The organism is Brevibacillus fortis, assembly GCF_046196545.1.
Lineage (GTDB): Bacteria > Bacillota > Bacilli > Brevibacillales > Brevibacillaceae > Brevibacillus > Brevibacillus fortis_A.
In genome coordinates this window covers 5090092-5104933 of the sequence record NZ_CP176370.1, presented here as the reverse complement: position 1 = coordinate 5104933, position 14842 = coordinate 5090092, and the positions used below count along the sequence as shown (strand labels likewise).

General features: G+C 50.4%; 13 protein-coding genes and 1 pseudogene. 11 read left to right on the top strand and 3 right to left on the bottom strand.

Going from position 1 to position 14842, the window contains the following annotated elements; genetic code table 11:
* Positions 1-45: 45 nt before the first annotated feature.
* The 8 genes from ACKKE8_RS25025 (at position 46) to ACKKE8_RS24990 (ending at position 7629) form a co-directional block, all read left to right on the top strand.
* The gene (locus ACKKE8_RS25025; protein ID WP_409175397.1) at positions 46-1041 is read left to right on the top strand and encodes a beta-ketoacyl-ACP synthase III; all 996 of its coding nucleotides are present in this window, start codon (positions 46-48) and stop codon (positions 1039-1041) included.
* Positions 1031-2206, top strand: a complete 1176-nt coding sequence (locus tag ACKKE8_RS25020; protein ID WP_409175396.1) for an ATP-grasp domain-containing protein — start codon at positions 1031-1033, stop codon at positions 2204-2206. The genes ACKKE8_RS25025 and ACKKE8_RS25020 overlap by 11 nt, the downstream gene beginning before the upstream one ends.
* A 15-nt stretch (positions 2207-2221) precedes the next feature.
* A complete protein-coding gene (locus tag ACKKE8_RS25015; RefSeq protein WP_409175395.1) occupies positions 2222-3223 on the top strand; it encodes an NAD-dependent epimerase/dehydratase family protein in 1002 nt (333 codons plus the stop codon).
* Positions 3213-4064, top strand: coding sequence for an MBL fold metallo-hydrolase (locus tag ACKKE8_RS25010; RefSeq protein ID WP_409175394.1), 852 nt, complete (start codon positions 3213-3215; stop codon positions 4062-4064). Before ACKKE8_RS25015 ends, ACKKE8_RS25010 begins: the two co-directional genes overlap by 11 nt.
* Positions 4052-5386: a F390 synthetase-related protein gene (locus tag ACKKE8_RS25005; protein ID WP_409175393.1), complete on the top strand. Its 1335-nt coding sequence runs from the start codon at positions 4052-4054 to the stop codon at positions 5384-5386. Before ACKKE8_RS25010 ends, ACKKE8_RS25005 begins: the two co-directional genes overlap by 13 nt.
* Entirely contained in the window at positions 5379-6524 is a 1146-nt protein-coding gene (locus ACKKE8_RS25000; RefSeq protein ID WP_409179197.1) for a GNAT family N-acetyltransferase, read from the top strand. Before ACKKE8_RS25005 ends, ACKKE8_RS25000 begins: the two co-directional genes overlap by 8 nt.
* Before the next feature lie 95 nt (positions 6525-6619).
* The gene (locus ACKKE8_RS24995) at positions 6620-7507 is read left to right on the top strand and encodes a DMT family transporter (protein WP_409175392.1); all 888 of its coding nucleotides are present in this window, start codon (positions 6620-6622) and stop codon (positions 7505-7507) included.
* An 11-nt stretch (positions 7508-7518) separates the two neighbouring features.
* Complete coding sequence (locus ACKKE8_RS24990; RefSeq protein WP_255577108.1) at positions 7519-7629, top strand: putative holin-like toxin; 111 nt, start codon at positions 7519-7521, stop codon at positions 7627-7629.
* Positions 7630-7878: 249 nt separating this feature from the next.
* On the opposite strand, the gene ACKKE8_RS24985 is transcribed toward ACKKE8_RS24990, so the two are convergent.
* Entirely contained in the window at positions 7879-8586 is a 708-nt protein-coding gene (locus tag ACKKE8_RS24985; RefSeq protein WP_409175391.1) for an ArsR/SmtB family transcription factor, read from the bottom strand.
* Positions 8587-8719: 133 nt separating this feature from the next.
* Here ACKKE8_RS24985 and ACKKE8_RS24980 point away from each other — a divergent pair.
* Positions 8720-9173, top strand: a pseudogene (locus ACKKE8_RS24980) (DJ-1/PfpI family protein).
* A 72-nt stretch (positions 9174-9245) separates the two neighbouring features.
* On the opposite strand, the gene ACKKE8_RS24975 reads toward ACKKE8_RS24980, so the two are convergent.
* The gene (locus ACKKE8_RS24975) at positions 9246-10235 is read right to left on the bottom strand and encodes a peptidoglycan DD-metalloendopeptidase family protein (RefSeq protein WP_409175390.1); all 990 of its coding nucleotides are present in this window, start codon (positions 10233-10235) and stop codon (positions 9246-9248) included.
* 198 nt (positions 10236-10433) lie between these two features.
* On the opposite strand from ACKKE8_RS24975, the gene ACKKE8_RS24970 reads away from it, so the two are divergent.
* Positions 10434-11159, top strand: coding sequence for a response regulator transcription factor (locus ACKKE8_RS24970; RefSeq protein ID WP_409175389.1), 726 nt, complete (start codon positions 10434-10436; stop codon positions 11157-11159).
* Positions 11149-12927 (top strand): sensor histidine kinase, encoded by a 1779-nt coding sequence (locus ACKKE8_RS24965; RefSeq protein ID WP_409175388.1) that lies wholly within the window; start codon positions 11149-11151, stop codon positions 12925-12927. Before ACKKE8_RS24970 ends, ACKKE8_RS24965 begins: the two co-directional genes overlap by 11 nt.
* Positions 12928-12997: 70 nt before the next feature.
* Here ACKKE8_RS24965 and ACKKE8_RS24960 read toward each other — a convergent pair whose 3' ends face one another.
* Entirely contained in the window at positions 12998-14755 is a 1758-nt protein-coding gene (locus ACKKE8_RS24960; protein WP_409175387.1) for a methyl-accepting chemotaxis protein, read from the bottom strand.
* Between the last annotated feature and the right edge of the window lie 87 nt (positions 14756-14842).

Sequence of the window (14842 nt, the reverse complement as noted above, 5' to 3'; positions counted from 1 at the left end):
CGTGGAATAGTGTGTGAGTAACGCGAGCTAAGGGAGACACAGATCATGAACAGAAAAATCAAAATCCTTGGAACAGGGAAATACTTGCCCACTCGGCGTGTGACAGCAGCAGAGCTAGAAGAAAAGCTGGGACTTGCGGCTGGATGGGTAGAGAAAAAGTCCGGGGTAAGCGTCAGGCATTTTGTGACGAATGAAACGGCAGCACAGATGGGAGCTATCGCTGCCAGGCGTGCTTTGGAAGCGGCGGGCCTCTCCCTTCACGATGTTGATTGTATCGTATGTGCAAGCGGGACGGCGCAGCAGGAAATCCCATGCACGGCTGCCTTGATTCAGGAAGAGCTTCAACTAAGCAAAACAGGTATTCCTTGTTTTGATATAAATGCGACATGCCTCAGCTTCGTCACTGCGCTGGATGTGATGTCGTGCCAGATGGCGGTTGGTATTTACGAGCGAGTCTTGATCATTTCATCGGAGATATCCTCCGCAGGTTTGAATTGGGAGCAAAAAGAGAGCTGCGTGCTGTTCGGAGATGGAGCTGCGGCTGTTGTCATCGGTAGGACGCCAGAAACAGAAAACTCCCGCATCTTGGGTTCAAGCATGAAAACATATAGTGAGGGCGCGCACTATTCCGAAATAAGGGGTGGCGGTACGCTGATCCACCCGAGCCAATTTGCGCAAGGAAGAGAAGCTGACTTTGCATTTGATATGGACGGACGAAAAATTTTTCGCCTGACCTCGCAGTTGATTACCGGATTTGTGGATCGCTTGCTGTCCACAGCCTCCGTAACCAAGGAGCAAATTCGCACAGTCATTCCTCATCAGGCCAGTGGGATGGCGATGCGGATCATGGCAGGCAAGCTCGGTTTTAGCGACCAGCAAATGGTGAACATTCTGGCAGAGCACGGCAATGTCATCGCAGCTTCGATCCCGATGGCTCTACATGAAGCGATTGGGCAGAATCGGGTACAGCGAGGCGATCATCTGTTGCTGCTGGGCACATCTGCCGGCTTGTCTCTCGGAGGAATTGTGCTTGAATACTAAACAATCAGTCTTGCTGACGGGAGGACGAGCTCCAGCTACGTTAGAGCTGGCGCGCTTGCTGGGTTCTGCGGGACATCGGGTCATTGTAGCGGAGAGTGCGCGGCGACATTTATGCCAGCACTCTCGTTATGTAGAGCGCTCTTACCGAGTGCCTCCTCCCCGTCAGCAGCCCGATGCTTATATCGAAAAGCTGTGCGAAATCATGCGGCGTGAGCGCATCAATCTGTTGATCCCGACTTGTGAGGAAATATTCTACGTCTCGCGCGGGCGGGATCGCTTACTTGACTTTGGTGAAGTGCTTGTAGAAGGAATCGAGGTACTGCGTTCGTTGCACGACAAATGGCTTTTTGCCGAAATGGCGCGCGAGGTGGGAGCACTGGTCCCACAGACGGTACGCGTACAATCTCCTGCTCAATTGCGGGAGGCCATGCTACAAGCAAGGGGGCCTGTTGTGCTGAAGACCGTCTATTCTCGCTTCGCCGCTCATGTACAGATCGTGGCAGACCTGTCCTCTGCGGCAGCGCAGTCTACGCTACCCGAACCGACAGTTGGGCAACCATGGCTAGTCCAACAGTTTATCAAAGGGAAACAGGTGTGCAGCTACGCGGTTGCTCAGGATGGACAGCTCGCCTTGTACGCCGATTACGAAACAACACATACAGCAGGGCAGGGTGCCTCGATTCACTTCGCCTATTCAGCCCATCCACAGGTAAGAGAATTTGTTAGTCGCTTCGTACAACGGTACAAATTTAGCGGGCAAATCGCATTTGATTTCATAGAAAATGAGCAGGGAGAACTATACGTCATTGAGTGCAATCCACGCCTGACAAGCGGTGTGCATTTGTTTACAGGGCAGCAAGAGGCTGCGAATGCTTACTTTTCTGATCGGGGAAAAACCGTTGTTCCTGCTGGAAAACAAGCTTGCATGCTAGGGATGGCGATGCTGACATACGGCCTTGCTGGCATGACGAATGGCAAGAAGGCAAAGCGTTGGTTGAGCGACCTGCTTTCTGCGAGGGATGTACTGTTTAGGCGGGATGATCCACGGCCTTTTTTTGATCAGTTCTCCATGCTGGCAGATTTGGCTTGGCAGAGTTTTCGAACGAGAAAAAGCATGATCGCTTGCAGTACGAGCGATATCGAATGGAACGGAGAAGAGGCGTAAGGATGTGAGGAAGAAATGAACAAGCGAGTTCTAGTAACAGGGGCGACAGGGTTTCTCGGACAGAAGCTGACTACACGACTGCATGAAATGGGCTATGAGGTCACAGCGCAAGGACGAGACGAGCGAATCGGCCAGCAATTGCAGGAGCGAGGCATTCGATTCCTTCGGGCAGACCTAAGAGACAGAGAAGCCATGTTGGAGGCTTGCCGCGATCAGGACATCGTTCATCACGCGGCTGCTTTTTCCTCCCCGTGGGGAACGTACCGCGACATGTACGAGACGAATGTGACAGGAACCATTCATGTCATCGAGGGCTGCAAACAACACGGCACCCGGCGTCTGGTCCATGTATCGACGCCGAGTATTTATTTTGCTTTTGACGACAAGCTGGGGATCCGCGAAGATGAGCCGATGCCCGTACGGTTTGCCAATACATACGCACAGACCAAGTATCAGGCGGAGCTGGAAGTCGACAAGGCGTTTCTTGCAGGGCTTCCGACGATAACGATTCGTCCTCGGGCCTTGTTTGGCCCTGGGGACAATGCCATTCTTCCCAGATTGATCCGCGCCAATGAAAAGAAATTCGTTCCGCTGATCGACGGAGGCAAGGCGATCATTGATTTGACGTATGTGGAAAATGTCGTGGACGCGCTGATCTTGTGCATGGATTCTCCAGCGCACACATTGGGACAGGCTTACAACATTACAAATGGGGAGCCAGTGACGATGATCGAGGTGTTGTCAGATGTGTTCCGTCGCTTGGGAGTTCCTCTGAAAACGCGCGAGCTGCCATATTGGAAGGCGTATGCGGCAGCTTGGGTACTGGAGACACTCTCCAAGACCGTTTTGGGCTACCGCGAGCCGGTTTTGACGCGTTACTCGGTAGGTGTGCTCGCCAAATCACAAACCTTGGACATCTCAAAGGCGAAGCGCGATTTGGGCTATGAACCGCGGGTGAGCATTGCCGAGGGCATCGAGACGTTTACAGATTGGTGGAGGACGCAAGATGGACGTTAAACTGACGCTGATGGACACGGGCTACTGCAAGCAGCTCGAGATGTTTTCCCGAAAAGGCGGCAGGATGAAAAACATCCCGTTTCACGCCATCGCAGGGCTTATCGAGCATCCCGTCCACGGGTTGCTGCTCTTTGATACGGGCTATTCGCAGCGCTTTTTTGAAGCCACGAGCAGGCTTCCTTATTCGCTTTACGGCAAAATAACACCCGTATTCTCAGAGGCACACGAGAGTATTTCTGAGCAGCTCGCAGTACGCGGAATCAAAACGACAGACATATCAGGAATTCTTATTTCTCATTTTCATGCCGATCATATTGGCGGTTTGCGCGATTTTCCGCATGCGCGACTATACTGCTTCGAGAGTGCCTACAACCACGTCAAGGGAAAGACGGGGTGGGCCGCGCTACGGGAGGCGTACTTGCCTGATTTGATGCCTGACGATTTCGAAGAACGGGTGACTTTCATTGATCTGGGAGGGCTGGTGGCATTGCCTGAAGCTTTCGCGCCATACACCGAAGGCTACGATTTGTTTGCGGATCAGAGTTTGTTCATCGTCGATCTGAACGGACATGCAATCGGGCAGTTTGGTGTATTCCTGCGTGATCGGGAGCATGGGGATGTATTTTTGTGCGCGGATGCCGCTTGGTCGAGTGAAGCCTATCGCGGCAACCTGTTGCCTCATCCGCTGGCTAGGTTGATCATGGCAGATCGACAGGCGTATCGTGAACATTTGCACAAGCTGCATGTGCTATCCAGCCAACGTCCCGACATGAAAATCATGCCGACACACTGCGGGGAAGTCTGGCAGGCCAGCAGAGGAGAGTTCACATGGAGATCATGACGCTCTTAAAGCAGTATGTAAAAACGAAGATGCTTGCCCGTCGGTTTTCCTCGCGTGAGCAGCTGGTGAAATGGCAAGAAGCGCAGGTCAGAGCGATGTTGTCTCGCATTTTACCTGCTTCTCCTTTTTACCGAGAGAGATTGGGAGCGCCAGAACAATGGAGACAAATGGAGCCGATTGATAAAAAGCACATGATGGACCATTTTGACGAGCTGAATACGTACGGGATCAAGAAGGAAGAAGCGTTTGCGATTGCACTGAAAGCAGAAACGACACGCGATTTCACTCCCCAATTAAATGGCGTGACCATAGGCTTGTCTTCTGGGACATCAGGCAATCGCGGGCTTTTTCTCGTGGGACCGCAGGAGCAGGCAAAATGGGCAGGGGTGATTTTGGCGAAAGCACTACCTGGTCAGCTATGGTCGACACAGCGCATTGCTTTTTTCTTGCGAGCGAATAGCAACCTGTATACGGCGGTCAACAGGCGTCGCATTCAATTCTCGTTCTTCGATCTGCAAATACCGCTCGATCAGCACCTTGATCACCTGAATCAGTATCAGCCGACGGTTTTGGTAGCTCCAGCCTCGATGTTGAGAATGCTCGCGACTGCCCAGCGTCAAGGGAAATTGCGGATATCTCCGATCAAGGTGATCTCGGTGGCAGAAGTGCTGGACCCGTTGGATCAAACATACATCGCAGAAGTGTTCGGGCAGATCGTGCATCAAATTTATCAATGCACAGAAGGGCTGCTTGCGGTGAGCTGCTCACACGGGACATTGCATGTCAATGAAGACCTCGTAGTAGTGGAAAAAGAGTATCTCGATGAGCAAAAGGAGCGATTCTTTCCGATTATCACAGACTTTTCCCGGACGACACAGCCGATTATCCGTTATCGTTTGAACGACATTTTGACCGAAAAGCGTACGCCCTGTCCATGCGGCTCGGTGTTTATGGCGCTGGAATCGATTGAGGGCAGGGCAGATGATCTGTTTGTTTTTCGCCATGAAAACGAAGCGCGATGGATATCGGTCTTTCCTGATTTCATCCGGAGGGCTGTCTTTACCTCATCTGATGCGATTGAAGAGTATACGGTACGGCAGCTAAGCAACGAGCTAGTAGAGGTAGCCCTGCTCATGAGGGATGGGGAAGGGCCGTCCACGCAAGAGCAGGAGCGAGTACGCCAAAGCCTGGAGCGCGTCATTGCCGATCAGCAAGGACAATTGCCTGCGATTGTGTTTGCGCCGTACGAGTTGAATCTCGGTACGAAAAAATTGCGGCGGGTAGAGAGGATGTTTGTTCAAGGTGAGCAGGCAATTGATTGAATGGTATGAAGGGAGCTCGGCGGGGCAAATCCCTTGGGAACAGGCGCAGGATGCCGACTACGTCAAAAGCTATTTGTTGCCCATGATGACGGAACAACCATCCCGCTATGTGCAAAATGTACAGACGCAGATGCATGCACTCCGTGTAGGCGATCGGATCATGCCCGTAACGGTGAACGATACCGAGTACGACAACTCGTATGTCAGTTCGGTGTTTACCCATTACGTGACGTACGCGAAGGAAGAGCTAGGCATGCTCGATTCAGGGGTGCTGAGGCGGGGATTGTCGACTGTACTCACAGGGCTTGGACGCTGGATGAAAAAAAGTCAATGCAACCAAATGGTCATCGTCAACAACTGGCTGTTATCGACGAATCTGTATCACGATGTGAGTGCAGATGAAGTGAAGGACATCACGGAAAACTGCATCCAAAAGTTCCCCGGCCATATCATCGCGTTTCGATCTGTTTGTCGCAGGCTGTATCCGGATTTCCACAAGGGACTCGTACAGAAGGGGTATCTCATGGTTCCCAGTCGCTACGTCTACCTTTTTCACCCCGATTGGCCAGCGCAGGGCAAGTGGCGGGTCCGCAATACGCTCAATCGCGATCGGAAAATGCTTGCCAAATCCGGCTATCGCATCCTGCGCCATGAGGAGCTGGGAGAACAGCATGTCGAGCGAATCGTTGCTTTATATAACGCGCTGTATCTGGATAAATACTCCCAACATAATCCACAGTTTTCGGTGGAGTTCGTCCGACTGGCGATGCAAAAGAGGACATTGACTCTCATCGGCTTGGAAAAAGACGGACGGCTGGACGGCATTCTTGGCTATTTTGAGCGAAAGGGTGTGATGACGACACCGCTATTCGGCTATGATACGACGCTTCCCAAAGAGACCGGGCTGTATCGGATGCTGTCGTGCCTCTTGGTACAAGAAGCACAGAGCAAGGGCATCCTGCTGCATCAAAGTGCGGGCGTAGGCGCATTCAAAGCGGACAGGGGAGCCGAAGGGGAACCGGAATATACAGCGGTGTATGTCAAGCATTTGCCGTTTTATCGTCAAACGGTCTGGAAGGTGCTTGCTGTTTTGCTGAATCAAATTGGGATCAAGATGGTGGAGAAATACCGACTGTAAACTATTTGTACACTTCGACCCTCATCGAACTAACCGTCAGGTACACTACATGTAAGAAGAAACAAGTAGCTTGCCTGAAACGGGGGAACAACGTCATGAATCGAATTTTGTTCGGGATACTTGTCGTCGTGACGACATCATTGATGGGCTCGTCTTTTGCGGTAGGAAAGATTGGATTGGCCTATTTTTCACCATTGCTGTTGGTAGGACTGCGTTTTACGTTGGCAGGACTGATCATGGGAGCGTGGGTATGGAAAAAGCCGCTTCCGAAGTCGGCGGGTGACTGGGGGAAGCTGTGTTTGATCGGATTTTTGCAGACGGCCGCCGTCATGGGGTGTATCTTTTTGAGTCTGCGTACAATCACAGCGGGTGAATCCTCGATCCTGACGTTTATGAACCCACTGCTCGTGGTCATATGGGGAACGTTGTTTCTAGGAATATCCTATCGGCTGACGCAATGGATGGGTGTTCTGATTGGACTGGTTGGGGTGTTCATCACGCTTGGCTTCCATCTGCAATGGGAGACGGGCACGCTGTTTGGTATCGGGTCCGCCCTTGCGTGGTCAATGGCCACGATTCTCGTCAAAAAGTGGGGAGTCCGCTTCAATGTGTGGGTGATGACTGCCTATCAGATGCTGTTCGGAGGAATTCTTCTCCTCGTGATGGGGTTCACGCTGGAAACTCCGAAGCTGATGGTGACACCGACCGCTGTGTTCGTCGTCCTATGGCTCGCAATCATGGCTTCCATTGTGCAGTTTGCGACGTGGTTTTACTTGCTGAATCACGGAGATCCGGGCAGGACGAGTGCTTTTTTGTTCCTCGCTCCGTTCTTCGGTGTTTTGTCGGGGTGGGTGTTACTGGGTGAGGTCGTGCAATGGCATGTGTATGTGGGAGGAATGTTGATTTTCGTAGGGATTTTTCTCGTGAATTGGACGTTTGCCCCACGAAGACTAGTAAGTGAAAAAGCACAGCTGGCAGAGTAGCAGGTGGGAACGTGGCAATTACTCACGAAACACTTACACTAATGCTCCAGTTTGGCGGCTTTATTGTCGGACTGCTGGGCCTAGTCGTAACAATCGTTGTTGCCCTGACCAAAAAGAAATGACCGCCCTTGAGACTGGCATCCAAGGCGGTCATTCTTGACTAACCTAAAATTTAGCTGAGCCGATCCCCTTGTAGGGAACCGTCTATTGTACTGACCGGCATGGTGTTGGCGCACCGTGCTGGTTTTTTTATTGTTCCCGTAATCTCTTGAAGTTATCGGAATACCGAAAATTTTTCTATCTTCATAATAGCACTCATCTTGGATGCTGACAATCCTCACCGTTATTCAAAGCCTAAGTTACAATCTCGCTTAGCTGTGCTTTTTGCCTTCATCCACATGCAGTCCGAACTCGGTCATAAATCCAGAGATGCCTAACGGCGTGACACGGACTGCTCTCCCTCCCGGCACTCGCTCGATCCAGCCAAGCTCAAAAAAGCGGTTGGTGAGTGAGGCCCCGAGGCTGCCTGCCAAGTGGTGGCGACGCTCGCTCCAATCCAAACACGGACGGGCAAAGCGACGTCTACTCTTCGGCTTGGCCACAAGGTCTACGCCGAGTGATTGCAGCTTGGTTTTTCCCGCTTCACTGAGCACGTAGTCTTGACCGGATGCTTCAATCAACTGCAATTCCAGCATTCTCTGCGTCAGGGTAACGCCCACTTCGCCTGCGAGATGATCGTAGCAGGTGCGAGCATAGCGGATGGCTCGCAATTGGTCGGACTCGCGCAAGGAACGAACCGGCTTAGGTGCAGCGATAGTCATTAACGATTCCAGGGCATGGGCGACTTCGGGGCTGGCCAGGCGATAGTAGCGATGTCGGCCGTGAGACTCGCTGACCAAAAGACCGCCTTCCACCAGCTTTGCCAAATGCGTGCTTGCCGTTTGGGGGGTGACTTTTGCGTTTCGGGCTAGTTCACTGGCGGGGAGTGCCTTACCGTTCATCAGGCTGACCAGGATGGAGACGCGGGATGGTTCTCCTATGAGAGACGCGACCTCTATAATATTTGGGCTGGTACTCATCAGACAGTGGACCTCCTCATCATTTTCTCTTCTTATCCATGACTCTAGCAGAATCTTACCGCGAAAAAAACAAGAGATGTTCCGAGAAAAATTGTTGTAAAATATATCCAAACACGAGATGGGGGAGATCCACATGGAGACCAAGCAATGGCGAGTAGGAATTTTTTTGTTTGACGATGTGGAGGTGTTGGATTTTGCAGGTCCGCTTGAAGTATTCTCGGTGACATCCATGGAAAATGGCAGCCATATACCTTTTCGTGTAAAAACGGTATCGGAAAAAAGGAACATGATTCAAACGCTGAATGGTCTAAAGGTTCAACCTGATTACAGCTTTGCCAATATGCCTGTTTTTGATATTCTCATGCAAAAAAGCAACGACCCATTGGGCAAGTCTCGAACGAATGGAAAAGGAATTTCCAGAAATCGTTGTGCAAAAAGGAGTAAAATTCATAGATGAAGGAAATATCGTGACATCTGCCGGGATCTCAGCGGGTATCAATATGTCCTTTCATATCATCAAACGATTAGTAGGTGCGGAAGTAGCAGAACAAACTGCGAAGACAATGGAGTATGATATTGTCCTCTAAAACAAAACGGCAGTCCATCTTTTTGGGTACAAGACAAAAGGATGGACTGCCGCTGCTTAACAGCTATACGATTTACTTCGCAGGAATGCTGTCACCTTGACGCGGATTCAATCCGTTCTCCCATTGCACGCGAATGGATTTGCTGTTGAACAAATCTTTGCCGTCAGAAACCTGGTAATGCAGATGAGGCTCGCTGGAATTGCCAGAGTTGCCGCATACCCCAAGCAAATCCCCTGTCTCCACACGATCGCCAACCTTTACCTTGGCGGAGCCTTCCTTCAAATGGGCGAAGTAGCTGAATTCTCCGTTGCCATGATCGAGGATGACGACATTACCAGCGGGCTGCTGCGCGTTCATCGCTCCGACAGGGACATTATCCTTGATATCATGGACGACATGCACGACTGTTCCTGCCTGCGGTGCGAGTATTTCTTGTCCGAATGCGAAGTAGCTCTCGTTTTTGGCTGGATCACCCTTGTAGGATAATCCGTCTTTGACCTGAATCAGATCATATGCATAGCGCTGGCTCTCCACCTCGTAGTGATAGTTTGAAAGGACATTCTGACCTCCCCAGAACACATACCACTCACCTGTAAACGGTGCGCTGTACACCAGCTTTGTCAAAGCATTGTCGGTGTCAGGGTAGCTTTGCAGTGGCTTTAATAACACCCCCGTAATGATCCCTTTTTCATCCGTCGTAAGGACAAGGCCCCGTTTGGCGTCCTGATCCACCCAGGTATCATAATAACTGCCGTTTACGTACGTGTGGGAATGGTGATTCCACGACTTCAACCCCTTGCTAAAAGAGGCATACCCTTCTACAAACTGTGCTTTTGAAACCTGCTGTTTGAATGACGAGCTTGTTTGCTCATATACATCCTCTATTTTTCCGTTAAGGAGAGCTTGCACAAAAGATTCCGCCTTTACAGTCATCGTCTTTGCACCTTCTTCTTTCTTTGTGGGGGATTCAGTAGTAGAGGGTATTGCGGTTGCTTCTGATTGCGCAGCACATCCTGTCAAAAGAATCGCTCCTACACCAAGTGAAATCCAAACTTTTTTCATGTCGCCACTCCTATCTTTTTCTTAACGCTAGCTCCATTATAGAAAGCCACTCTTATCGGACATGAAACGCTGGCTTACAGGATGCTTAAATCTGTCGCGGCAAAATTATGATTCCGTTAAGGTTGTTGTGGACGTGCGCTGACTCTATGCATGATAAAATGGAGGATAACGCAAAAGCGCAAAAGGAGCGAAGTGATCGTGAAAGATGCAGCTATCCTTCTCGTGGACGATGAGCAAGCTATTCTCCAGTTGCTTGAGACCGTACTGCACAAAGAAGGATTCCACTCGATCGACAAGGTGAAAACATCCGAGGAGGCGCTCTGTGCATGCGAACAAAAAAGCTATGACCTGATCGTCCTAGACGTAACGCTTCCGAACATGAGTGGCATAGAAGCTTGTCCATTCATCCGCCGTCTGACGGATGCGCCGATTCTGTTCTTGAGTGCGAGAGATACTGATTTTGACAAGCTGACCGGATTTGCCGTTGGCGGGGATGATTACGTGACGAAGCCGTTTAATCCGATGGAAATCGTCGCACGCATCAAGGCATTGCTCCGCCGTACGCGAAAGCCGAACCCGGTCGTACCGACAGCACCCGTTCAAGGGGCCTATGATTTTGGGCGTTTTCAAATTTATGAAGCAGCAGGGGAGCTCTATGTGGAGGGGAAAGTCATTCCTTGTCCGTCCCTTGTTTTTCAACTGTTGCTATTTTTGTGCAAAAATCCGAATCGGATATTTTCGAAAAGCGAGCTGTACGAACGAGTATGGGGCGTGAATAGCTTACGTGACGACAACACCATCATGGTGCATATCCACCGGATTCGGGAGCGCATCGAGCCCGATCCAGCGCAACCGGAGTTTTTGGTGAACGTCAGGGGACTCGGGTACAAAATGGTGAAAAAGGGCCTTCCTTATGAATATTAAGAGCAGAATCGCGCTCCATCTGATCATGTGGTTGGCATTGGTTGGCCTTATCCTCTTTGTGCTAGCCGGGTTTACGTTATATTGGACGCTTGAAGAAATGTCAAAAGTACAGTCCTCACGTCAATTTGAGAGTGTCGGCTTGCAGAGGCTGATCCAGACCATAGAAGTAGAGGGAGAGGATGTCCGTTTTGACCCGACGCTGCTGGAGAAGGTGCGAGAAAGCGGAGGTTGGCTCCAGCGGATTGATGAAAACGGTTATGTCACCGACTCTTTCTTTACCCCGCCTGACGTACCCAGCTCCTACGGTCCTGGCCAATTAACGGCTTATTGGCTCCGAAAAAGCCCGTTTCCGTATCAGTTATCGCTATGGATACAGGAAAAAGACGGTGTAGTACACACCTTGCTGTATGGGATGACGAACCGCGATGACGATTTCTTGCAGCAGGTGATGAAAGAAGCTGATCTTAAAAATAACGAGATCATGCTTCCTCCAAGCATCCAAAATCATCTGAAGAGTAAAGCGGGCTGGGTGCAGCTCCTGGACCCGAAGGGAGCGGAACTGGCTTCATTCAATAAGCCTGCAAAAGCAATCAAAGATTTCTCGGTCGAAGAGCTGGCGCTACGCTCGGTATATCCGGATCGCTACGGAGCAACAATCGTATCGCATTATGATCAAAAAAGCGGTCAAACCTGGGTACTCAGTTTTCCGTTGCCAGGAACGACTCCCGGGGAAGAGCCGCTATTGACTCCAGAAAGTAAGGCCCTTTTCATTGGGATGGGTGTGCTGCTCTTGTCGGCGATGTTCGTCTTCGGGATTGTGTCCTACTTGTTCGGACAGCGATTTGGCGCACCGATTGTTCACGTATTACGATGGCTGACCTTTCTGCGTGGAGGAAAGTACGAGGAGCCTGCCAATGCGGATGGTGTTCCGCTTAGCCAAGACAAGCGAGGGAAGAGAAAGCGCAAATACCGTATCTACCAAGATGTGATTGATTCGATGGACTCTTTGTCGCAAACGCTTTACCGCAACGAAAAGCTGAGCCAAGAAACGGAGCAATTGAGAAATGAGTGGATCGCAGGTGTTTCTCATGATCTAAAAACGCCGCTATCCTCTGTCAAAGGGTACGCTCATCTGTTAGGAAATGCTGAGTATACGTGGACGACAGAAGAGGTACATACATTCGCCAAAATTATTTTGGACAAGTCAGCATATATGGAAGACTTGATCAACGATTTGGCGCTGACGTATCGATTGAGGAACGGACAAGGCGCTCCTACAGTCGAGCTCGTTGACCTGAATATTTGCACAGCCGAAGCCATTGCGGAAGCAGCAAAACATCCATTGTACCCGGAAGGCTGCATCCGGTTTACCCCCTCTGCCGAGCCTGTTTACATTCTCGTCTACAAACCTTGGTTTCAGCGTATCGTGGATAATCTGGTTGCCAATGCCTTGATTCACAACGAGAGCGGTACGGTTGTGACCATTAGGGTACAGGCAGTCGAGCCATCAACAGCTGTACTCATTTTTAGCGACAATGGTAGCGGGATGGATGAAGAAACAGCAGATCGACTATTTGAGAGGTATTATCGTGGCACAGATACCGAGTCCCGGACGGAAGGCTCTGGTCTTGGTATGGTCATTACAAAAGCATTAGTGGAAGCGTTTGGTGGTTCAATCGAAGTGAAAACAGCTGTCGGGCAGGGGACGACGATCTCGATTACGTGGGAAGCGGAGCAACCGCCTCGGGCTTTGATAGGCTTAGATTGAGAGAAAAAGGCTGCATTTGCGAGGTCAGGGGTGACCAGCAATGCAGCCTTTTTCGTTTGAGCGCTTATGGTTACACCTTAAATTGCTGAATCGATTCATGCAGCTCGTCTGCCATTTTTGACAAGGAAGCAGCAGAAGACGAAATTTCCTCCATAGAGGCTAATTGTTGTTCAGCAGCAGCGGAAATGTTTTGTGTTCCGAAAGCCGTTGTCTCTGCAGTAGTGGCAATGGCTTCAATGGAATGGACAGCTTGCTCTGCTCCGGTTGTCATGTAATGAGTGGCTGTGGTCACTTGCTGAATCTGACGTGCTACTTCCGTCGTTCCAGACAAAATTTCCTGGAAGGCCTTGCTGGCTTCATGTACGACTTCGATTCCAGCCGAAACCTCAGATGTCGTCGTCTCCATCACGTATACGGCTTTGTTCGTATCGACTTGAATCGCGCTAATGAGGTCTTTAATCTGCTGAGTAGATTTTGCTGATTGCTCGGCCAAGATACGTACTTCATTGGCGACGACAGCAAATCCACGTCCATGCTCTCCAGCACGGGCAGCTTCGATCGCAGCGTTTAGCGCCAACAGGTTTGTTTGTTCGGCAATCGAGGTGATGACCTCAACAATTTTGCTGATTTCCGAAGAGCGATGTCCAAGCATTTTGATTGATTCTGCTAACTCGAGAACAGTAGTATTGATGGAATTCATTTGAGCGATGGCACCGTCAATCGCGTCATTGCCGCTTGAGACCAGCATGTTCGCTGTATCGACTGTCAGAGAGACTTGTTCGCTACTGGATGCAATTTGTTGCAGACGCGAGGACATGTCATTGATCGTCTTGACCGTTCCATCGATCGTTTTGGACTGATCCTCTGCTCCGACTGCGATCTCTTGCATCGTGACGGCAATTTGCTCGGTTGCCTTGCTCGTCTGTTCTGCACTCGCCGTCAGCTCCTCAGAGGTAGAAGCGACATGCAGGGAGCTGAGGCGGACTCGAGAAATGAGCTGGCGCAAATTCTCTGTCATATGGGTCACGTCATGTACTAATTGTCCGATTTCATCACGGTTTTTTACGACGATGTCTTTCCCGGACAGATCACCACCAGCAATTTCTTTCACACGCTCGGCAACCAAGGCAATAGGCTTGGAAATGAACCCGGAGGCATACCACGAGACGGCGAATCCGACGATCAAGGAGATTCCCAGCACGATCAGCAAATCAGACAGTACACTATCGGCAGGGGCATTGAAGTCTTCCATGTAGCTGCTTGCGCTTACGATCCATCCCCAGTGAGGGTCTAGCTTGGAATAGGCGATTTTCGGATAGAGAACATCTGGCTCCGCTGGCTTCGACCACTGATAGTACGTAAAGCCGCCACCTTCCTGACCGCGCTTAATCATTTCTTGGCTAAAAAAGTTACCGTCAGGATCTTTTGCATCCCATTGATTCTTCCCCTCAATAGAAGGAGAGGCGAGCATGACACCTTTCTCATCCAAAACGAACATGTATCCGCTGGCACCGGAATCGATATTTTTGTTAATCGAGCGGGTTCCATCCGACTGCTTGGGGCCGAGGATGCGAATTTTTACTTGCTCTTGTGCATCTTCTTTGCTGATTTTTCCAGCTTCGACCTGTTTCTGGAGAACATCAATCATTTCAATCGTCAAGTTCACGTTGTTTTTTAAGATGCGGCTGCCCAAGTCGTCCAAGCTGTAGCTCGCAGAATAATAGCCCTGAATTCCGATGTTAAGGCAAGGAATCGCCATTAGCAGAAGACATAACAGAACGAGCTTGGCACGAAGAGAGCTTGAACGGGAGAACTTGGCTGTTTTCATAAAGAACACCTCGTTGGTCCATAGTATTTGATCTAGAAAAGAAAACACCAAGATGATTGCCCCTAGACTTACGTCCATTATCGACAA

What these genes read in the sequence shown, in the direction of transcription:
- ACKKE8_RS25010 (WP_409175394.1), top strand. Translation starts at nt 3,213, where the DNA reads ATGGACGTTAAACTGACGCTGATGGACACGGGCTACTGCAAGCAGCTC.
- ACKKE8_RS24965 (WP_409175388.1), top strand. Translation starts at nt 11,149, where the DNA reads ATGAATATTAAGAGCAGAATCGCGCTCCATCTGATCATGTGGTTGGCA.
- ACKKE8_RS25005 (WP_409175393.1), top strand. Translation starts at nt 4,052, where the DNA reads ATGGAGATCATGACGCTCTTAAAGCAGTATGTAAAAACGAAGATGCTT.
- ACKKE8_RS24985 (WP_409175391.1), bottom strand. Translation starts at nt 8,586, where the DNA reads ATGAGTACCAGCCCAAATATTATAGAGGTCGCGTCTCTCATAGGAGAA.
- ACKKE8_RS24975 (WP_409175390.1), bottom strand. Translation starts at nt 10,235, where the DNA reads ATGAAAAAAGTTTGGATTTCACTTGGTGTAGGAGCGATTCTTTTGACA.
- ACKKE8_RS25025 (WP_409175397.1), top strand. Translation starts at nt 46, where the DNA reads ATGAACAGAAAAATCAAAATCCTTGGAACAGGGAAATACTTGCCCACT.
- ACKKE8_RS24960 (WP_409175387.1), bottom strand. Translation starts at nt 14,755, where the DNA reads ATGAAAACAGCCAAGTTCTCCCGTTCAAGCTCTCTTCGTGCCAAGCTC.
- ACKKE8_RS24995 (WP_409175392.1), top strand. Translation starts at nt 6,620, where the DNA reads ATGAATCGAATTTTGTTCGGGATACTTGTCGTCGTGACGACATCATTG.
- ACKKE8_RS25015 (WP_409175395.1), top strand. Translation starts at nt 2,222, where the DNA reads ATGAACAAGCGAGTTCTAGTAACAGGGGCGACAGGGTTTCTCGGACAG.